The 18,449-nt window shown below is 57.1% G+C and carries 18 protein-coding genes and 1 pseudogene; 9 read left to right on the top strand and 10 right to left on the bottom strand.

Annotated features, from left to right (window positions below; all coding sequences use genetic code 11):
- Positions 1–5 precede the first annotated feature (5 nt).
- Entirely contained in the window at positions 6–920 is a 915-nt protein-coding gene (locus tag AS136_RS06445; RefSeq protein WP_023322937.1) for a LysR substrate-binding domain-containing protein, read from the bottom strand.
- Positions 921–1,051: 131 nt separating this feature from the next.
- Between AS136_RS06445 and AS136_RS06440 the strand changes: the two genes are divergently transcribed.
- From AS136_RS06440 to AS136_RS06430, 3 genes are all read left to right on the top strand, one after another.
- Positions 1,052–1,627, top strand: a complete 576-nt coding sequence (locus AS136_RS06440) for a hypothetical protein (RefSeq protein ID WP_023322936.1) — start codon at positions 1,052–1,054, stop codon at positions 1,625–1,627.
- 176 nt (positions 1,628–1,803) lie between these two features.
- A complete protein-coding gene (locus tag AS136_RS06435) occupies positions 1,804–2,640 on the top strand; it encodes an alpha/beta fold hydrolase (RefSeq protein WP_008804155.1) in 837 nt (278 codons plus the stop codon).
- 205 nt (positions 2,641–2,845) lie between these two features.
- Positions 2,846–3,817 (top strand): sensor domain-containing diguanylate cyclase, encoded by a 972-nt coding sequence (locus AS136_RS06430; protein WP_012541130.1) that lies wholly within the window; start codon positions 2,846–2,848, stop codon positions 3,815–3,817.
- Here the strand turns inward: AS136_RS06430 and AS136_RS06425 are convergent.
- The gene (locus AS136_RS06425) at positions 3,814–4,914 is read right to left on the bottom strand and encodes an AarF/UbiB family protein (protein WP_023322935.1); all 1,101 of its coding nucleotides are present in this window, start codon (positions 4,912–4,914) and stop codon (positions 3,814–3,816) included. The genes AS136_RS06430 and AS136_RS06425 overlap by 4 nt on opposite strands.
- 528 nt (positions 4,915–5,442) lie before the next feature.
- Between AS136_RS06425 and AS136_RS06420 the strand changes: the two genes are divergently transcribed.
- From AS136_RS06420 to AS136_RS28105, 3 genes and pseudogenes are all read left to right on the top strand, one after another.
- Positions 5,443–5,700, top strand: a complete 258-nt coding sequence (locus tag AS136_RS06420; RefSeq protein ID WP_012541132.1) for an AbrB/MazE/SpoVT family DNA-binding domain-containing protein — start codon at positions 5,443–5,445, stop codon at positions 5,698–5,700.
- Positions 5,701–6,033 carry a type II toxin-antitoxin system PemK/MazF family toxin gene (locus AS136_RS06415; protein ID WP_023322934.1) on the top strand — a complete coding sequence of 111 codons (333 nt, stop codon included), beginning with the start codon at positions 5,701–5,703 and terminating at the stop codon, positions 6,031–6,033.
- A 54-nt stretch (positions 6,034–6,087) separates the two neighbouring features.
- Positions 6,088–6,199, top strand: a pseudogene (locus tag AS136_RS28105) (DNA primase); the annotation flags it as partial.
- Positions 6,200–6,436: 237 nt separating this feature from the next.
- Here AS136_RS28105 and AS136_RS06410 read toward each other — a convergent pair.
- The 8 genes from AS136_RS06410 to AS136_RS06375 form a co-directional block, all read right to left on the bottom strand.
- Positions 6,437–7,009 (bottom strand): TetR/AcrR family transcriptional regulator, encoded by a 573-nt coding sequence (locus tag AS136_RS06410; protein ID WP_032738874.1) that lies wholly within the window; start codon positions 7,007–7,009, stop codon positions 6,437–6,439.
- 194 nt (positions 7,010–7,203) lie between these two features.
- On the bottom strand, positions 7,204–7,914 hold the full coding sequence (locus AS136_RS06405) for an SDR family oxidoreductase (RefSeq protein ID WP_023322932.1): 711 nt from the start codon (positions 7,912–7,914) through the stop codon (positions 7,204–7,206).
- A complete protein-coding gene (locus tag AS136_RS06400) occupies positions 7,901–8,221 on the bottom strand; it encodes a Dabb family protein (RefSeq protein ID WP_023322931.1) in 321 nt (106 codons plus the stop codon). Before AS136_RS06400 ends, AS136_RS06405 begins: the two co-directional genes overlap by 14 nt.
- Positions 8,214–8,993, bottom strand: a complete 780-nt coding sequence (locus AS136_RS06395) for a sugar transporter (RefSeq protein ID WP_228140419.1) — start codon at positions 8,991–8,993, stop codon at positions 8,214–8,216. The genes AS136_RS06400 and AS136_RS06395 overlap by 8 nt, the downstream gene beginning before the upstream one ends.
- A gap of 103 nt (positions 8,994–9,096) precedes the next feature.
- The gene (locus AS136_RS06390) at positions 9,097–10,818 is read right to left on the bottom strand and encodes a thiamine pyrophosphate-binding protein (protein ID WP_023322929.1); all 1,722 of its coding nucleotides are present in this window, start codon (positions 10,816–10,818) and stop codon (positions 9,097–9,099) included.
- Positions 10,815–12,008 (bottom strand): mandelate racemase/muconate lactonizing enzyme family protein, encoded by a 1,194-nt coding sequence (locus AS136_RS06385; RefSeq protein WP_023322928.1) that lies wholly within the window; start codon positions 12,006–12,008, stop codon positions 10,815–10,817. Before AS136_RS06385 ends, AS136_RS06390 begins: the two co-directional genes overlap by 4 nt.
- Positions 11,995–12,861, bottom strand: coding sequence for an alpha/beta hydrolase (locus AS136_RS06380; RefSeq protein WP_227538960.1), 867 nt, complete (start codon positions 12,859–12,861; stop codon positions 11,995–11,997). Before AS136_RS06380 ends, AS136_RS06385 begins: the two co-directional genes overlap by 14 nt.
- A 27-nt stretch (positions 12,862–12,888) precedes the next feature.
- On the bottom strand, positions 12,889–14,544 hold the full coding sequence (locus tag AS136_RS06375) for a GH3 family acyl-acid amido synthetase (RefSeq protein WP_023322926.1): 1,656 nt from the start codon (positions 14,542–14,544) through the stop codon (positions 12,889–12,891).
- Between the two features lie 319 nt (positions 14,545–14,863).
- On the opposite strand from AS136_RS06375, the gene AS136_RS06370 reads away from it, so the two are divergent.
- From AS136_RS06370 to AS136_RS06360, 3 genes are read left to right on the top strand one after another with little or no spacing between them, the layout of a single operon-like run.
- The gene (locus AS136_RS06370; protein WP_023322925.1) at positions 14,864–15,850 is read left to right on the top strand and encodes an aldo/keto reductase; all 987 of its coding nucleotides are present in this window, start codon (positions 14,864–14,866) and stop codon (positions 15,848–15,850) included.
- 20 nt (positions 15,851–15,870) lie between these two features.
- Complete coding sequence (locus tag AS136_RS06365; protein ID WP_023322924.1) at positions 15,871–17,046, top strand: condensation domain-containing protein; 1,176 nt, start codon at positions 15,871–15,873, stop codon at positions 17,044–17,046.
- A 10-nt stretch (positions 17,047–17,056) separates the two neighbouring features.
- Entirely contained in the window at positions 17,057–18,436 is a 1,380-nt protein-coding gene (locus tag AS136_RS06360) for an MFS transporter (RefSeq protein WP_023322923.1), read from the top strand.
- Positions 18,437–18,449 lie beyond the last annotated feature (13 nt).

Below are 18,449 nucleotides of genomic sequence, written 5' to 3'. Positions count from 1 at the left end.
GCCCGCTACTCTTCCGCCGGATGGCGACCGTCACCTAATACCATCTGGCCGACCAGCCACTCCCGCAGAGCGATAATATCCGCGCGCTGCGCCGCAGCCTCGGTGGTGACCAGGTAGTAGCAGGCGCCTGGTAATGCACAGCTAAACGGCGCGGACAACACCCCGCGCTGCAGCAGATCCCGCGCCAGCAGTTCGCTGGCGATCACCACCCCCTGGCCGGCCACCGCCGCCTGCAGGGCATGGGTCTCATCGCTAAAGGTTAACCCCGCATCAATATTCAGCGTCGACGGCCCATAGCGGCGGCGCCAGTTCTCCCAGTTTGGCGAGTCGGCCGGCACGCGGCGGTTGGCGACGTGAAACAACGTCACCCGCTGCAGATCTTCAGGCCGGGCGAGGCCCAGGGACGGGCTGGCGACCACGATAAAACGATCCTCATACAGCAGCGTACAGCACAGGTCTGGTTCCGGCGTTTCACGATAGCGAATCGCGGCGTCCACGGTACCCAGTTGCAGATCCACCCGTTCGACGCTGGTGTGCAGACGCAGGTCGATAGCCGGAAAGCGAGCGGTAAAGTCCGCCAGCCGTGGCACCAGCCAGTGGGTGAGAAAATTGGAGGTGGTGGTGACGGTTAAGGATGGTGGCTGGCGAGCATGAGCGATCTGGACGACGGCCTGTTCCAGGGCGCTAAAAGCGCGCTGCGTGGCGGCGTAGAGGATCTCGCCATCGGCAGTCAGACTGACCCCCTGTGCGCTGCGTTCGCAAACCCGGCACTCCAGCACCGACTCCAGCAGTTTAATCTGATGGCTGACTGCCGTCGCGCTGACGCCGAGCGCCCCGGCGGCCTGTTTAAAACTGCGGTGGCGGGCGACGGCATGAAAGGCGCGCAGCGCCCCCAGCGGCGGTAGACGGGGTGTTTTCATGGCTGAGTTTTTCTCATCTATGGCTGAAAACTATGCGTTTGTGTAAGGCAATATAGTGGCGCTAGGCTACGGGCATGTAAAGACAGTGGCATGAATTAAATTCATGCTGCTTCGCCTGTCAGGAGTCAATTATGCACGTTGTAAGCCGCTACACCGCCGCGGACGCGGCGGGGATTATCGAGCCGCGTGGCCGCGCCATCGCCCTGAGCGTGGCTTTTGCCGCCGGAGCCTTGCTGTTAAACATGGTTCCCGTTATCGGCGTGACCGGCATGCTGAGTCTGCTGACGGCGCTAATCGCCGCCTTCGGCGCCGGGTGGGGATCCACACGTGGGCATTCCTGGCTTTATCGCTCGCCCCTGGCGGCGACGCGCTGGGCCTTTCTGCTGTCGGCGGCCGGCTGGCTGCTGGCGCTGGTGGCCTGGTATGGCGGGCAGGACTGGCCCGCCATGCTGCCGGGCGTGGCATGCGGCGGGGCGGGGGCGGCTGTCGCCTGGCGGATTGCGGCGGGACGGTCGGCGCAGTGTGGGCCCAGAATCGATGGCGCAACGCTGCTGAGCGTGGTCGTTGTCATCGCGGCGACGCTGTTGGCCCAACACACCGCCGGGGCCGGGCGCAGCGGCGTGTGCTTCGCCTTCGCCGTGCTGCTGGACCTGTCGCTGCTCGGCGCGCTGATCGTGCGTATCAGGCAGCAGGAGAGCGCGGCGTAACGGAGTCCGGCGGCAAATGAAGCGAGCGGGGTAAGTCACCCGGCGTGGTGACAAATTTCTTCTACACTGTTACAGGCATCACATTCCTGTGCGGTCGGCACTCCTGCCGGCCGCCGTCGGCGTTCAGCCCAGGCACGGGCCTGCAGGCTGGTTATCCTGAAAGAGGAGTCTGTAACATGGCATTTGTCACCACCCAAGACGGCGTCAACATTTACTTCAAAGACTGGGGTCCAAAGGAAGCTCAGCCGATTGTCTTTCATCACGGCTGGCCCCTGAGCGCCGACGACTGGGATAACCAGATGTTGTTTTTCCTTGCCGAAGGTTTTCGGGTCATCGCTATCGACCGTCGGGGTCATGGCCGCTCCGATCAGGTTAGCGAGGGGCACGATATGGACCATTACGCGGCGGACGTTTCGGCGGTGGTGGAACATCTGGATCTGCACAATGCGGTCCACGTCGGGCACTCCACTGGCGGCGGCCAGGTTGCCCGCTACGTCGCCCGCTACGGCCAGCCGCAGGGGCGGGTGGCGAAAGCGGTGTTAATTAGCGCCGTCCCGCCGCTGATGGTGAAAACCGAGCAGAATCCGGGCGGTACGCCGATCGAGGTGTTTGATGGTTTCCGCAAAGCGCTGGCGGCGAACCGCGCCCAGTTCTATCTCGACGTCGCCTCTGGCCCGTTCTATGGCTTCAATCGTGACGGGGCAGAAGTGTCGCAGGGGACGATCCAGAACTGGTGGCGACAGGGAATGATCGGCAGCGCCAAGGCCCATTATGAAGGTATCAAGGCGTTTTCAGAGACTGACCAGACGGAAGACCTTAAGTCGATCACCTTGCCGGTGCTGGTGATGCAGGGGGATGACGACCAGGTGGTTCCCTATAAAAATGCAGCCATTCTGCAGGACAAACTGCTGCCGAACAGCCAGCTAATCATTTATCCTGGCTTCCCGCACGGGATGCACACCTCTCACGCCGATACCATCAACGCCGATCTGCTGGCGTTTATCCGCGCCTGATCTTCCCCTTTTGCCGGGCAGAGTGCCGTTAATGGCATTCCGCCAGCGCCCTGGTCGCCAGTCGCCGGGGCGCGCTGGTTGACGAGCAGGGGAAATCTGCTTAACTCATGGGATACCTGACGACAATTTCCCCCTGGCAGGATAAAACGCCGGGTTTCTCTGTGGAAACCCGGCAGAATTCTGCGCAAGAGACAAGAGAGAGACAATGAAATTAGCCGGACTTCATCCCGACGAGCAGCGTCGCCTGCAATCGCTACGCTCTTCCGGGCTGTTGAATAGCGGAAAAGAAGAACGCTTCGATCGCCTGACCAGGCTTGCCCGTTCGCTGTATAACCTGCCGGTGGCGTCCATCAGTCTGGTGGGGGAAGATCTCCTGCATATCAAGTCCTGTGCCGGCCTCGATGTGGACACGGTGCCGAGAGATATTTCATTTTGCGCCCATACCATCCTGCAAACCGACCCGCTTATCGTCAACGACATGCAGCAGGACGAGCGCTTTCACGATAACCCGCTGGTCATTGCGGCGCCGTATATCCGCTTTTACGCCGGGTATCCGGTGCAACTGCCGGATGGCGCGACCGTTGGATCGTTCTGTCTGATGGATCACCAGCCGCGTTCATTTTCCGCCCATGAAATGCAGATCTTAAGCGATCTGGCGGCGATCGTGGAGGATGAGTTCAAGGTGCTGGATGCAGCAACCTCTGATGAGCTGACGGGACTGTTTAATCGCCGGGGATTCCTTACCCTGGCGGAGTATGCCCTGCTGACGGCCCAGCGCCGCCAGGAGCCGGTAAGCCTCGCCTTTGTCGACCTCGACCGCTTCAAGCACATCAATGATACCTGGGGGCATGAAGAGGGCGACCGCGCGCTGATCGCCATCGCCGATTTGATGAAAGCGGCCTTCCGTGAGTCCGATATCCTCGCCAGGCAGGGTGGGGACGAATTTATCATTCTGTTCGCCAATACCAGTCGCCACGATGCCGCGACAGCGATGGAGACGCTCAGTCACAACGTGGCCCGTTTCAACCAGCAGGCGGCTCACCCCTGGCAGCTGGCGTTCTCCTGGGGCTGCGTCGAGTACGATCCCGCCAGCCATCCCAGTCTCAACGCGCTGGTGGCCACCGCTGACCGGCTGATGTACCAGGCGAAGCAGAAGCAGGGTCGCGAGCGTCGCTAACCTGGCGTGGAGGCGTTCTGCAGGTACCGCTGCGCCAGCTGCCTCTTCTGCGCATAGCTGCTGAGCAGCGCCTGCTGTGATTTGCCTTCGTTATCGTAAAACAGACCGCCTTCGTCGGCGATAAAGCGATAATGCTGTTCCAGCTGGCCTATCACCCAGTCGATACGTTGCAGAGTGAGTAAGGTACACGACTGGCCATGCAGATCGTCTTCGATATCCAGCACGTGGGAGCGGAAAGCCTCCACAGCAAATAACCGCCTCAGCGCGGCTGGGTCCGCCAGCGCCGACGCCCAGCGCGCCGTTATCTGCTGAAAATGGGCCTGCACCTGCGGGGCGGCCTGTCGGGCGCGGAGCCAGGCGAGCTTGCGCCGGTAGCTTTCGAGCGCCAGCCGCTTCAGATCGCGATAGTGCGCCAGCTGCTGCTCCGCGCCGGGAACCTGGGTCATCAGCCAGCTAAAAAAGAAGCGGGTCTCAAAGCGCTCGACAAAGTGGAACAGCGGATCGGCCAGACCGTTGCTGTTGAATTCCCTGAGCGGATCGAAGGGATACATGTAGCCAAAATCGAACAGCCACAGCTGCTCCTGATGGTCCACCAGCAGATTTCCACGACAGAGATCCCACTCCATCAGCCCCTGTTCCTCACAGGCTTCCAGGGTCGTAAATAGCTGGGCGATCAGCGGCGGGGTCAGCTGGTGAATCAGCTCGCCATCGATCCACGGTGAGAGCAGGATGCCGAGGCGATAATCGGCATACAGCGTCGGAACGATGTGGGTGAAGCGCGGGGCGGTGACCGGGTTATCCTTCAGCCGCTGCAACGCCTGCCGGCGCTGCACTTCATTTAAAAACGACAGCTGGCCGTTGAGGTTGGCGACGCCGGCGACGGCGCGTCGTTTTTTTAAATTGTACTCCTTGCCAGCGATGCGCAGCCGGTAAACCTCGCCGGTCAGGCCTGAGCCGTATACCTGCACCACATAAGGGGAATCGGGGCCCAGTGCGGCGAGGGTTTCGGGTGGCAGCGGGCAATGGCTGACGTCGCCGACGATAAGGGGTTCTCCGCTGCGATCGAACGCCTGCTGTTGCTGTTGTCTGAGGTTCATGGTGCCTCCGGGTATAACGTTAGATAGCGTGGATAATCCACGCTATCTCACCCGCAAGCGGCAGTGAATTCATCCTACTGGCGGGGGCTTTTTCAGGCTGAGCTGGGGGGCGTCCACGGAGGATACTCGGGGCGTAGGGAGGCGGCAGGGAAGGGCATCGCGCCTGAGCAAATCTGGCCTTCGCGCTATCGCTGATGTTCCTCCAGCGCAACCCGGATACGGAAGCAGCGCCGCATTTTATTTATCTGATTCGCCATAATCCTTTGAACCCCAGAATTAGTTTTCTATTATCGCCTTCTTACAACGAAATCAGTTCTCGCCTGCACACAATGCTTCCTGACCTACGAGAAGTGCCCGATGTATCAGGATGGTCGCCGTTTTACAGGTCATCACACCGCTGAAAACAGCCGGATCTGTCGTTCGATGGATGACGGTTTATTACGCTAAGGAAATCACATGAGTCTGATGAGTAATTGTGCACAATCCACCCTGGATGTTATATTAAAATATAATATTCGGAGGTCCTCTATGTACAAAACTCGCCTGAAAAAGGTTGGCGGATCCATCATGCTGGCGGTTCCTCCCGCCGTGCTGAAAGCGCTGGAGCTGTCGACAGACAGCGAAGTGGGTATGACTATAGATAATGGCTGCCTGATTATTGAACCGCAGAAACGGCCCCATTATTCGCTTGAGGAACTGTTGGCGCAGTGCGATCCGCACGCCGAAATGAGCGAAGAGGATCGGGAATGGATTGATGCGCCTGCGGTGGGCAAGGAGATTCTGTAAATGGACAGAGGGGAAATCTGGCTTGTTTCACTGGATCCGATTGCTGGCCACGAGCAAAGTGGAAAACGTCCGGTCCTCATTGTATCGAAGGCATCGTTTAACAAGCTGACCCGGCTACCGGTCGTGGTTCCCGTCACCAGCGGCGGAAACTTTGCACGTACAGCAGGCTTCACGGTTTCACTGGAAGAGGCGGGGACCAAAACAACAGGCGTTATTCGCTGCGACCAGCCTGGAACTATCGATATGGCGGCCCGGAACGGCAAGCGTCTGGAACGCATACCTGACGCCGTTGTCAATGAAGTGCTTGCCAGGCTGGATGCGATTCTGAGTTAACGTCAGCGACGCAAAAAAGCAAAAAGCCTGCTCGAAAGCAGGCTTTTTAAATGTGGCTCCTTTGCTTCCTGGCTGAAAGCGCTGAAAAACGACAAGCGCTATATTTTCAAAGCGGCCGGCCAGCGCCGCCTCTAAAGCGCATTCTTATCTGATAGGCAAACTCTGAGAGCGGAACCAGACAACCGCAAGGGAATGCGGTTATATGGTTTTTAACCTGCAACGTAGCACAGTGAGTATCCATGGCATAGACGTAGCCTTCTGTAGCTCGGCAAATATCGTGTTCAATAATTTGCAGTGCAGCAGGTGCAATTTGATCCACAAGGTGATCGATAACTGAAATCCACTCGAATTGGTGTCTTTTCTGGCGATACGGAATGACAGGCTACGGGAGTAGAAACCTCTCTCAGCGAATCTGCTTGCCTGCATTGAATCGAAGCAGCATTAACGCCGCATCACACGCCTCACCGGCAAAGTAACTTTCGCCAAATGCCTGGGCATTCACAGTCGCCCCGTCAAGCAGCATCATGATGTAGTTCGCGAGGGTCGCAGCAGTCTCGGGGAGATGGTATTGGGCGATTTCGTCCTGTATCAGGCCGTGCAGCTTGCGCTTGTAATCGAGGGCAATCTCACGGATGTCTGAGTGGTCCGGAAACTCAGCCACTGCTCGACCAAACAGGCAACCAGCGAAGGTAGTCGAACAAAACCATTGGCCGCGCCAATCGAATATTGCAATGATTTTCTCGTCCAGGCTGGGCTTGTCCTTAAGTCGTGTCTTTAATTGCTCAGTCAGGTAGTCAGAGCGCTGCCTCAGTACGGCTTTTACTAAGTCTTCCTTACCACGGAAATTACGGTACATCGTCATCCTGGCAACACCAGACGCTTCGATGATCCAATCAACACCCACGGGGTGAAAACCATATTGGGAAAATAAGGCAGTCGCAGTGTCCAGAACATGTTGTTTCTTCGATACGGACAACTTAAGAACTCCAAAGTTAGAGGTTGGGATGGGCTAAAAACCGTAACCTTTTAATATAAATCTTACATATCAGTGTAAGGTAGGTGTTTCGCTTTATACAAAAACTATGCCAAAGGTACCTATCAATAATAGCACACTGATACAGATCAGTCTATATCAGTGTGAGGTCGGAGTTACATTCGAACTTTACAAGACTACGTGAAAGTAACCGAATCTCCGCCGTCTACGGCCAATACTGTCCCGCTGATCATTGGGTTGATGGCGAGCAAAAGCGCAGCCGAAGCAATGTCCTCAGGCTGGGCGATGCGCTTGACGGGGAGTAAAAGGCTTCGCTGGCTCATTTTTTGTACCAGTGGTTCGGGATGCATGCCCGTGTCAACAAAACCTGGGGACAGTACGTTGACCCGTACCGGCGACAGCTCGCTGGCCAGTCCGCGGGCTAAACCCTCTATACCTGAGTTGACCGCGCTGATTAAGGCGGTTTGAGGTCCAGCGCGCTGGGCAAACCGCCCAGAGACCAGTGTCAGAGAGCCGCGTTCGTCAAACTGTGCGAGACGGGCAATGTGATAAGCCGCCCAGAACTTGCTGTCGAAGATGCGCCGGGCGTCTTCCAGGGAGACGGTTTTCAGTGGTCCAAACGTCAGCGAGGCTGCCGTGACAATGATGTGGTGCCAGCGCGTCGGCCGGGCGAAAAAGCGCTCCAGCTCTGCCGGTTGCATGACATCGAGTGGCTCGATGGTAATGTCAGAGCCGATATCCTGTGCGGCTTGGCGCAAGCGTGCTGCACTGCGGCCTGCCAGGGTGACAGTGGCACCCTGTTGATGGAACAGTTTGGCGATGGCAAAACCGATGCCAGAGGAGCCGCCGATTACCAGCACCTGGATGGTGTGCTCAAACGTTAGCATGGCGACCTTCCTCCTGCAGCAACGTCGTGGTGTGCGGGTAATCGAAAATCAGCATTTGAGACAACGCACGTAACCTTGGGCGAAACGCGGCGTGTAAGGGGTGTTCTCGCCAGTCGGGGAGTACTGATTCATCGATAAAGGTCAGAATGAAACCCTGGTCAAAGCCAAGGGAACGGTGGCCACTGTCGGCAATGACTTCCACCGACACAAGGCCGGGAACATGCCCGGGGAAACCGTGCAGTTCCTGAAGCAATACCGACAAGGCTGCGGTGTCTGGGCTTTTCAGCAACACGATACGTTTATACATGGACGTTCTCCCATTCTATAAGGTTGCTCAGCCGGGGGCCGCTCTCGAAATCGCATACCACAGTGTCACCGTGGGACAGCTGGATGCCGGCGTCGGCGCTGTTGCGATCTGCCCCCAGGTAGAGGTAGATCAGCGTACCTGGTAGGCGCAGCGCCGGGTGTTGCCACAAGGTGTTGAACAAGTCGTCGACGTCATAGCAAAGACACGAAAGTCCTGTGCGAAACTCCTGTTCCCAGTGCAAGTTTCCCGCCCGATAAATGGACGTTCTGCCTTGCACCAGTTCGGGCAGGGGTTGCCGATAAAGCAAGTGGGAAATGGCACTGGGCTGTAGCTTGGCGTACGCCAGGTAGTTGCGTTTGGATTTGGCCAGGGCGATATCGGTCAGGTCGTTGCCGAAGGTGTAGCCGAGGTAATCCGGCTGGCCGTTCTCAGACACCAGAAAAAGAGCCACCACTTCAGCCTCTTCACATGCCGACAGCGCGCCGCGGCTCATGCATAGCACGTCACCGCTGCGTTTAAGGGTGTCGGCAAAGCCCTTGATAAAGAACGCGGGCCGCTCGTCGTGTTCCGGCGGTACCGCGACTTTGCTTTGATGGGTCAGGCCAAAGCCGCACACCACCCCGTGCCTTGGATCTGGGGGCTGCAGGCAAGGCAGCATGTCAAAGCCGGACAGGTCCGCCACCCTCTGCGGTGTCACGCCTTGTTCACGCAGGTATGCCAGTGGACCATCGGGATACTGGCCCGCCGGTGTTTCCCGAAGCAGTTGGTACATGCTGTTGACTGGATAGAGGGCATACTGCTCGTTAGTGCAAGGACAGGTGATATAGTGCTGGCCGTCCCGTTCGCATTCGAAAATGATCGATATGGGGAAGCTCCTAGAGCGTCTTAATTTCAAGCAAGGCAGGCTTGCCGTGGGTTTCCATGTAAGTCAGGCAGTCCATGATTTTTTCCTGAATGGCCGCTGGCGTGTCGGCACTGCCGGGGCTATAGAGGTCAAAGGTTTTCGCCAGCGCAACAAAGTCTACTTCGTTGTCATGGAAGCCGGTGGCCAGGTTGGACAGATCTGTTGACCGCTGGCGCAGGTCGGCAATGCGTTCGGCATGCTGCTTGGAGTTGAGATACAGCCGATTGTTGATGACCAGTACCAGTAGAGGGATGTCGTAGGCCGACAGCGTCCAGAGCGCGCTCGGGGTATAGAGTAAGTCACCATCCGATTGCAGGTTAATGCACAGCTTGCCGGTGCCCTTGTGTGCAAGGGCGCCTCCGATGGCTGCACCCAGACCATAACCAAGCCCGGCACCGCCACTCATGCCGATGTAGGCTTCACTGCGGTCAATCGGCCAGAGTTGGCGAACCAGGGTGTCGATTGTCACGCTACCGGTATTGGTTAGTACCCAGCGGAGGTGCCCGATGGCTTCGTGAATGGCGATCAGTGCCTGAGCAATGGTCAGGCCGTCGGCGGGTTGTGTAACGTGCGCCAGTAACGCCTGACGCTGCTTCTGTTTATGCGCTGCGATGCGTTCGATGCGTTCCCTTGCTTGTGCCTGTGCTGTAGCGGTACGCATCTCCGCGACTGCGTGCACGGCCTGTGCGATGCGGGGGATGGAGGCCACTACGTTGGCATGCAGCGACAAGTCAGCGCACACCAGTTTCTGGCTATCAGCCACCCAACTGCTGATCAGCAGGGAATGGGTATCCAGGGTCGCAATATATAGTCCGGCATGGGGCGTCTGCCCGGAATGGGCAAGCAGACCATAGAGGTCCTGGACTTCCAGTGCTAACAGAAAGTCGCACTCGCCCATGAGGTGCGCGTCATGGTCCTGGAACACCAGTGGATGGGTGTTGGGCACGTTGAAACGTCCGTTACGGGAGATAACTGCAGCACTTGCGGTTGTGGCCACTTCCAGTAACAGGTCTGCCTGTTTGTCATTCAGCGCAGCGTAGTCTACGGCGATGACCGGATGTCGCGCTGCCATCAGGTGCTCGACCAGCTCGGACAGTTGCTGGTCGTCCAGGGCCGGCAGGCGTTCTGGGCGCACCGGGCCGGCTGGTAGTAAAAGCCCGTCAGCCAGCGACTCCTCCTGAACCGCGCTGTCGATGGCGACGTAGCAGGGCGCGTGGGGCTCGGCGGCGCAAAGTTTAAGCGCGCGTTGTACCGACTCCAACGTGGCGGCCTGGGAAATGGGCATGTCCGTCCATTTGGTATAGCCGGAGAGCAATTTGTCAATGCCCTGTGATGTATGGATCCAGTCGATCCAGGGGCGGCGCAGCGCAGCGTCAATGGGGCCGTTGCCACCCAGTACCAGCAGCGGAACCCGATCGCACCAGGCGTTGAAGATGGCCATGCTTGCGTGCTGCAAGCCGATGTTGGCGTGCACCAGCACCGCCATATGCTTGCCGCTGGCCTTGTAATACCCGTGTGCTATGGCCACGGAGATTTCTTCGTGGCAGCACATCAGGATAGTCGGAACTTCGGGGGCCGGATGATGTACCAGCGAGTCATGAATGCCGCGGAATGAGGCGCCCGGGTTGAAGCAAACATACTCAATGCCTTGGTTGATCAGCAGGTCGACAAGCAAATCGGAAAAATACTTCATTGTGCACGCTCCGAGTTGAGTGGCTCTTTGAGGTGTTTGACTGCCTCGGTGGCCTGTTGGAAGGGCAATATGTGTGGCGTCAGCTGGCAGCCAAGGCCTGGTCGCGCAGGAACAGGCAGGGGAATAGCATTGTGCTGTCGATCAATAGCGGGCATTGGCTCCATCAGGTCGCTATCAAAAAAACGGTCGTGCTGGCCGGCTTCCACCGCCAGAAAACCGTCGTAGGCCGTCAGTAATGCGCGGTGCGCGGCAATCAGCGGGCCCACTTCGGCCACCTGCACGCCCAGATAAACCGGCAGCCCCCAGTGATGGCATTGCTCAATCATCTTTGTCGTAGCAAGTAACCCACCACATTTGGCGATGCGCAGGTTCACCGCATCCAGCGCCTGGTGTTTCCAGGCCAGCGCCAGGCTGGAAGGTGAGATGACAGATTCATCGAGCATGATCGCAATACCTAGTTTGCGGCGGGCCTGGCGGTAATCCTCCAGGCTTCCCCGAGGTAAAGGTTCCTCGAACAGCGCTACGTCTAAATCCCGTAACTGCCGGGCGCTGTTGTGAAGTTGATCGGCTGACCAGCTCATGTTCGGGTCGACATACAGCTCCAGGGTTGGCGCCAATGCCCTGAGGCTTTCCAGACGCTGGCGATTGGCATGGAGGTCGGCCTCCAGCTTGAGCTTCAGCGAACGTAAGGGTTTGCGTTGCTGAAAGAAGACCTGCACCGATTGAGACAGGTCGAGTACTTGGGTGATGTTAGCCTGGGCAGGCAGTACACGGCGTGTTGCCGTGGCTGGCGCTGTGATATGCAGCAGGTAAGAGGACAGAGGCAGTTCAGCTTGCTGGGCCAGAGTATCCAGCACTGCCATCTCAACCAGGCAACGTGTATTGTTACCCACGGCTTTGTCGGGAAAGAATGGCAGGCCTTGTTCATAGAGCGCACGACCACGATCGATCGGGTCAACGCTGGCCAGGGCTTGCGCCAGTCGCGCGAAATCAATACTGCGCAGTTCTGCCAGCACGGATTCACAATCTTCTGCGGTCACATAGCGACGCGGAGCGCACTCACCGATTCCGGTGAAAGCGCCACGTGTCCAGCGCAGCACAACACTTTCCGAGGTTTGTCGTCGGTGGGCGCCATGGGTGAACGGGGTGGTCATAGGTTGGCGGACGAGATAGATCTCAGGCAGCGTCATAAGCATAGTGTCCGTTGGCTTTGACAAAATCTGCGGTGAACTGCACGACCAGGCCCATCGCCGGAGTGAAGAACAGGTAATGCTTGTCCTGGTTGACCAGCAGGGTTGAGCCGTTGATGCACAGGCGCTGAAAATGACGCACAGTGGAACTCACGTCCACAAGCGGATCTTTGTCGGCGCAGATGAACAGGCTGGGGGCGTCTATCGGTTGGGCATCGGCCGCCAGGTACACCTTCTCCAGTGCCAGCAGTTTTTTGCGTTCGCGATTCTGAAGGTGAGTGGTGGCCAGCGCATCATTGCGTATGAACTCAGCCAGGTGCGGATTGGCTGTGAAATCCTCGGCCTTCAGTCCGGCGTCCCACAGACTTTGCCTGTCGTCCAGGTCAATGCTCGCGCGCTCATGTTCGCTGAGCCGGTCATGCATTTTGCCCAGCCAGGTTGAGCAGATGACGAGATTGTCGTAGGGCAACTGACCGTGGGAGCAACTGGCAATGGCAGCAAGTACCGATCCACCGAGGCAATGCCCGAACAGGCAGAGCGGAACATCGTCAGGCACTTCGCGGCGAATATGGTCAATGGCAGCCCGTGCATCCTCGTGAAGCGTACGAACATCCGGGAACCCGTGTTTCTCGCCGCTGCTGATGCCGCAACCTTCACGATCCAGCGCATAGAAGGCGATCCCCAGGTTGGCGAATGCATTACCTACTGACCATAGCCAACCCGCGTGGCTTTGCAGCCCATGGAAATACAGAATGGCGCCTTGTACCCGCATGGGCCGCCAGGCATGCAAAGCCATACGGCGGTTTGCCTGAGCCAGATAGTGGACCTCGCGAGTAATGTTGTGCTGAAACATATGCATATTCATGAGTACCTCTCAAAGTCAGAAATGTTGGATGCCCAGCAGGGACAGGTCGGGTTGGAAAGGCTTGTACTTGATCTGAAGTGTTTTCCTGGCGGCTTTCTCCTTCTCGATGGCAAGGGAGATAGCGTTACCAGGGATAGTGATGACTCTTATTTGCCCCAGCCGCTTGCTGGTGCGTTTGGATTCATACTCGATATTGAGTGCCTGGAGATGACTATCCAGCAGCTGGCTGAGCATCTCCGATTCACCGCAGGGCAGTCCTCCGGCCTCGATGGCGACAGCATAGTAAGGTGTCTCTTTCCAGATCGGGGCGCATAGATACAGCCCGGCATTAGGGATGCCACACATCTGTATTGCTTCGTGCAATTGGGTCTCGGTAATTTTTTCGCCGGTGAATGAGTGCATCACGCCGTTACGCCGACTGAAGCTGAGACGCGGTACGCCACGGTAGTAACCATGCACGCGATAGATGTCACCGGTGTACATCCGGACCATGCCATTGCCCTGCCACATAACCAGATGGTATTCGTCCCCTTCCTTCAGTTGGTCCAGTGCAAGGGTTTCCGGCTGCAGCTGGTCGCGGACCACAGCATCTATGTCGACGGACACGGGAATGAACTCGAAGAAAGCCTGGTTCACTGCCAATGGTTGGCTGTCTTGATCATCATCCACCGGCAGGGTCACTACCCCTTCGGTACCGCAGGACATGAACGGCAGCACTTTCGCCTGCCCCATAATTCGCTGCAACTGGGGTTTGTAGAGCTTAGCCGATGCAGTTGTCCAGCAACTGTAGCGCTCCAGTCCGGGCCACACATTCGTCAGCACAACGTTGTCCGCAGCCAGTATGGGCTCAAGTCGGCGAGCGGCAGCAGGGTTAGCTGCGCGTATGCTACCGCTGGCAAGCGTACCGTTATGCAAGTCGCGTAGCAGTTGTTCACGGTTTTCCAGCAGGCAATGGTGTAGTGAGAGCAGAGTGCTGGGGTTGATGGCAGTGATCAACCTTACATCCTCGCCCAGTGTCCATAACAGTCGTGCATACATCTTCTGTTCATGGCTGGCATCCAGGAATGGTGTGAACCAGGGAGCCTCATACCAGGGCGGATTCCAGTCGCCACTGCCTACCAAGGGGTTCCGGTTGCTGATCGCCTGATACGGCAGTCCTTCAACGTACTCGGTGCTCGGGTCACGTACCGTCTGGGTATCCAGCGTGGCCCATGGGTTGGCGAGGAGGGCAGGGTAGTCATGGGCAAAGAATCCCCACATCGCCTGGATGGCGGGGACCCGATACTGACGGATCCAGTGCAGCGTATAGGGGATCCGCTTTGACTGCCCGGTAGTACCGCTGGTCTTGAGCCAGCGCACTACCGGGCTGCAACTGAGTATTCCCCCTTTTTGCTGGCCTTCCCGTATCAGGGTTTCCCTGAAGCTGTCATAGGTCATGACCGGAATGTTAGTGCGGGTGATTCTGCCGTTGCAGTGGTGGACATAATAGCCATTTTCTTTCCATAACAGTGACTTATTGCATACATGAATGATGTCCTCCAGCACGTTCTCCTGTGTCCTGAGGGGTTTGTCCAGCCTCTCCAGATAACTCGCCAGCGCCTGGGCGCATTCCGCTTTGAAGGTCGGCGCCCGGTGCTGCCAATGACCGACCCAAGAGTCCAACTTTCCCATACTTTTCGTCCTCGATCTCGTGGAAGGGAATGGTGAGGGAGACTGATATGTCTCTTTTATGGCTTATATAGGATCGAAATTTAAGCGTCAATAGTTATTTGAAGTGACTGAATCCAAGGGTGAGGTTTTATCCAACGTCAGAAAATGATTTTTAATTTGCGTTTAACACATTGATTTATCTGGTTAAATCAAATTTTTTTTACGATTGAGTTATGTGAAGAATCGAAAAATAACGTAAATTTTTTTATGAAAGATATTGACGTGGCGTCGATAGTTTGGAAAACATGTAGAACGATCTGTATCACAAGAGGGCGATTCGATGGTTTCCAAGATCACGCTGGGCACGCAGGGGTTGCAAGTTGGCCGTATAGGCCTGGGCTGTATGGGGATGAGTCAGTGGTATGGCGCTACGGATGACACCGAATCAGTGCGTACCCTGCATCGGGCAATAGAACTGGGAGTGGACTTCTTCGATTCGGCCGAGGCGTATGGACCGTTCACCAATGAACGGCTTTTACAGCGCGCTTTTGCCGGGCGGCGTGAGGAGGTAGTGATCGCTACCAAGTTCGGTTTCCGCATCGTTGACGACCAGATCGTTGGCGTGGATAGCTCCGTCAGCAATCTTCAGAAAGTCGTCGATGAATCGTTGAAGCGGCTGGGGACGGACTACATTGATGTGCTTTACCAGCATCGGCTTGACCCCTCTATACCCATTGAGGAGGTGGTGGGCGCGATGGCGCGTTTTGTCGAGCAAGGCAAGGTGAAATACCTGGGACTTTGCGAAGTGGGAGCACGCACCATTGAGCGAGCCCATACCACTCATCCAATTTCAGTGATCCAGGGTGAATACTCGTTGTGGGAGCGCAATGTTGAGCAAGAGATCTTGCCGCTTCTGGAAAGGCTGGGCATTGGCTATGTGGCGTTCTGTCCCTTGGGTCGGGGCTTTCTGACTGGCAAAGCCGCCAGCGCAAGCCACTACGATGCCAACGATTTCCGTCAGCAGGATCCACGTTTTCGCGAAGAAAATTTTGCCGCCAATACGTTTCTGACCGAGTCGATCATAGCGCTCGCGGCCTCCTGGGGGATGACGCCCGCGCAACTCGCGCTGGCCTGGCTGCTGACGCGCAGCCCGCATTTAGCGGTGATCCCCGGCACCAAGCGGGTAGCGTACCTGGAAGAAAACGTTGCCTCCGATGGCTGCGAGCTCACCGGCGAGCAATTGCATGCGATCGAGGCGCTGCTTGGTCAGTGGACCGTTGCCGGCGCGCGGTATGAGCAGCGAATGATGCAGTTCATTGACCGATAGACACTGCCAGGAGGCTGGACATGCAATCGTATCGTTTGCTGGATGAAACTGAACAACGTTTTCATCAGAACTTTTTGCACCGCAACGGTAACACCCAGGTGACTTCGTTGCTGACTGTGCCAGGCTGTGTCAGTGCCCTTCGGGCGAGGAAGGCGTTTAGCCAGTTGGTCGCTGACTATCCTTTTCTTCGACAGAAGATCGTTCCTGTGGGGGGTGAACAATACGGGTTTGTACAGATTGAAGAGCAAGTCCATTCTTCGCCCTGCGCGGCTCAACCGCCGCTGCAACCCGACATATTGCTCAGGCTTGAATTGAATCGGGTGTTGGGCGATCAAGAGTGCTGGCGCGCACTGGTCGTTCCTGATCCTGAGCTGAACCAGACGCACATTGTCCTGACGCGTAACCACGCGATCTCAGACGGCTACAGCACTGCCCGGCTGGTTAACAGCCTGGCCGGTTATCTCGGCGTGAGCCCGTCGAACTCAGATAAGCAGAAGCCGGGCGCCTTTCACCTGCGTCTGCGGTATTGGCGTGAGTATCCGATAGAGACGGGAAAAGCCAGCCATGCCGACTTTGTGAGGTTGCAGGTCAGTGCACATGTCGCGTACCGCATCGATCACTTACGCGCGACATCGGGTTTCACCGCCAACACTATCTGGGGGGGGGTTCTGGTTTACAGCTATCTGCGGCATGCCAGTGTACCGGCAGTGGATTTGTTCACTGCTTATTCGCTGCGTGATCCAGGCAGCCACGGTCAGCCACTGAGCAAGGCCTGCATGATTGATGTGCGTGAAGCTACATTTGGCGACGAGCCGCTAGACCTGCCCGGATGTATTAAGCGCTACGCGCGAGTGGTATCCCAGGACAAGGCACTGCTTGGCACAAAACCCGGCAAGCCCGCGAACCAAAGGCCGGTAGCAGAAGATACGGTGCGACCGACACTGGCCTTCACTAACACGGGGTTGCTGGATCGCTTTTTGACTCATCCCAGGGGGCGCGTTCTTGAGTTCTCCACGCTGGTCAACCGCTCCGGCGGCAACTACGAATTCGTCCTGCACTTGGGCAAGTTCAACGGCACGTGGCATGCCGCGCTGGCCTTCAGCTCACTGAAAGTCGATCGAGCGACGGCGCTTGCCTTCAAGTCACAAGTTGAGTCGGCACTTGACGCATTGCCCACTGCGCTCAACATCCAATAAGGAATTGAAAATGAATACTTCCGACAACAAGACATTGACGCTTCTTGCCACCTGTCTGGGCTTCGTGGTGGTGTTGCTCGATGTGAGCGTAGTCAATGTGGCTCTGGAGAGATTCAAAGCCGAGTTCGCCACGGACGTGCTGCAATTGCAATGGATAGTTAACGCTTATACCTTGTTTTTCGCCTCGCTCCTGCTCACCGGTGGGGCATTAGGCGATCGTTTTGGGCACAAAACGGTGTTTTTGTGGGGATATGCAGTGTTCACCCTGGCCTCGCTAGGCTGTGGCCTGGCTCATACATTACCCATTCTGATCGGCTTTCGGTCACTGCAAGGCATTGGCGCTGCGCTGTTGGTACCGACGTCTCTGGCCCTTGTGCGTATTGCCTATGAAGTACCCGCCGAACGCAGCAAGGCTATTGCTCTCTGGGCTGGGGTTGCCGGGATCGCGCTAGCTGCCGGGCCGGTTGTTGGTGGGCTGCTGATCGGCGTGTTCGGCTGGCGCAGCATTTTTTTCATCAACCTGCCCATCGGCCTAATTGGGATCGTGCTATGCATGGTCAATACACCCCGTATTGCACCCAATCATAAAGGAGGGTTCGATCTCTGGGGGCAGATCCTGGCGTTGTTCACCCTGGCCAACCTGACCTACACGGTCATTGAATTGGGCCGGGAGGGGGGCGTTGACCTGCGAGTGATTATCCACTCACTGTGTTTTGTGCTCGGACTGATTGGTTTTATCTGGGTCGAGTCGCGCACCGCGCGTCCTATGGTTCCTCTCTCGGTCTTCAACAATGCGGCGTTCAGCCTGGCCTCGATCTTGGGGGTCATCGTGAATTTTGTGTTTTACGGACTGATATTCGTCTTCAGTATCTTTTTACAGCAGGTCAATCATTACTCGGTGATCAGCACCGGTCTGGCATTCCTACCGATGACGGGTGTCCTGTTCTTCGGTAATCAGTTGGCGGCCAGGTGGTTACCCAAGCTGCGCGAGCGACGGCTGCTGGCGTTGGGACTTGCCATTGCATTGCTGGGCGTGGTTTCGTTGTGGCCATTTGTAGACGGTGCACCCTACGCAGACATTGCCGTACAGATGTTTGTTATCGGCTTCGGTATATCTCTGACCGTTCCCACGCTGACTGCGACAGCGGTCAACCACGTCAGCAGTGACAAGTCCGGGGTTGCTTCGGCAATAGTTAACGCCTCGCGCCAGGTCGGCGGCCTGATCGGGGTGGCAATTTTCAGCTTGTTGATCAGCGTGGCCGATGCCTCCCAGTTTGGCCGCGGATTCGCCCAGGTTATCGTCCTGTCCTCGTTGCTGTTGGCGGTGGGCTGGGCTTTGACGCTCGTGTTGCTGCGCAAGCAACCATTGGCCGTGAAATCGGCTACGTGAAGCAATGCTCAAA

This window comes from Klebsiella sp. D5A (genome assembly GCF_001620885.1).
Taxonomy (GTDB): domain Bacteria; phylum Pseudomonadota; class Gammaproteobacteria; order Enterobacterales; family Enterobacteriaceae; genus Klebsiella; species Klebsiella variicola.
This window is presented reverse-complemented; position numbering and strand designations above follow the sequence as displayed.

Coding starts and splice junctions, on each gene's coding strand:
- AS136_RS06395 (WP_228140419.1), bottom strand. CDS start 8,993: ATGTACCAACTGCTTCGGGAAACACCGGCGGGCCAGTATCCCGATGGT.
- AS136_RS06405 (WP_023322932.1), bottom strand. CDS start 7,914: ATGCTAACGTTTGAGCACACCATCCAGGTGCTGGTAATCGGCGGCTCC.
- AS136_RS06420 (WP_012541132.1), top strand. CDS start 5,443: ATGTACAAAACTCGCCTGAAAAAGGTTGGCGGATCCATCATGCTGGCG.
- AS136_RS06385 (WP_023322928.1), bottom strand. CDS start 12,008: ATGACGCTGCCTGAGATCTATCTCGTCCGCCAACCTATGACCACCCCG.
- AS136_RS06390 (WP_023322929.1), bottom strand. CDS start 10,818: ATGAAGTATTTTTCCGATTTGCTTGTCGACCTGCTGATCAACCAAGGC.
- AS136_RS06415 (WP_023322934.1), top strand. CDS start 5,701: ATGGACAGAGGGGAAATCTGGCTTGTTTCACTGGATCCGATTGCTGGC.
- AS136_RS06425 (WP_023322935.1), bottom strand. CDS start 4,914: ATGAACCTCAGACAACAGCAACAGCAGGCGTTCGATCGCAGCGGAGAA.
- AS136_RS06440 (WP_023322936.1), top strand. CDS start 1,052: ATGCACGTTGTAAGCCGCTACACCGCCGCGGACGCGGCGGGGATTATC.
- AS136_RS06380 (WP_227538960.1), bottom strand. CDS start 12,861: ATGTTTCAGCACAACATTACTCGCGAGGTCCACTATCTGGCTCAGGCA.
- AS136_RS06430 (WP_012541130.1), top strand. CDS start 2,846: ATGAAATTAGCCGGACTTCATCCCGACGAGCAGCGTCGCCTGCAATCG.
- AS136_RS06365 (WP_023322924.1), top strand. CDS start 15,871: ATGCAATCGTATCGTTTGCTGGATGAAACTGAACAACGTTTTCATCAG.
- AS136_RS06435 (WP_008804155.1), top strand. CDS start 1,804: ATGGCATTTGTCACCACCCAAGACGGCGTCAACATTTACTTCAAAGAC.
- AS136_RS06375 (WP_023322926.1), bottom strand. CDS start 14,544: ATGGGAAAGTTGGACTCTTGGGTCGGTCATTGGCAGCACCGGGCGCCG.
- AS136_RS06370 (WP_023322925.1), top strand. CDS start 14,864: ATGGTTTCCAAGATCACGCTGGGCACGCAGGGGTTGCAAGTTGGCCGT.
- AS136_RS06360 (WP_023322923.1), top strand. CDS start 17,057: ATGAATACTTCCGACAACAAGACATTGACGCTTCTTGCCACCTGTCTG.
- AS136_RS06400 (WP_023322931.1), bottom strand. CDS start 8,221: ATGTATAAACGTATCGTGTTGCTGAAAAGCCCAGACACCGCAGCCTTG.
- AS136_RS06445 (WP_023322937.1), bottom strand. CDS start 920: ATGAAAACACCCCGTCTACCGCCGCTGGGGGCGCTGCGCGCCTTTCAT.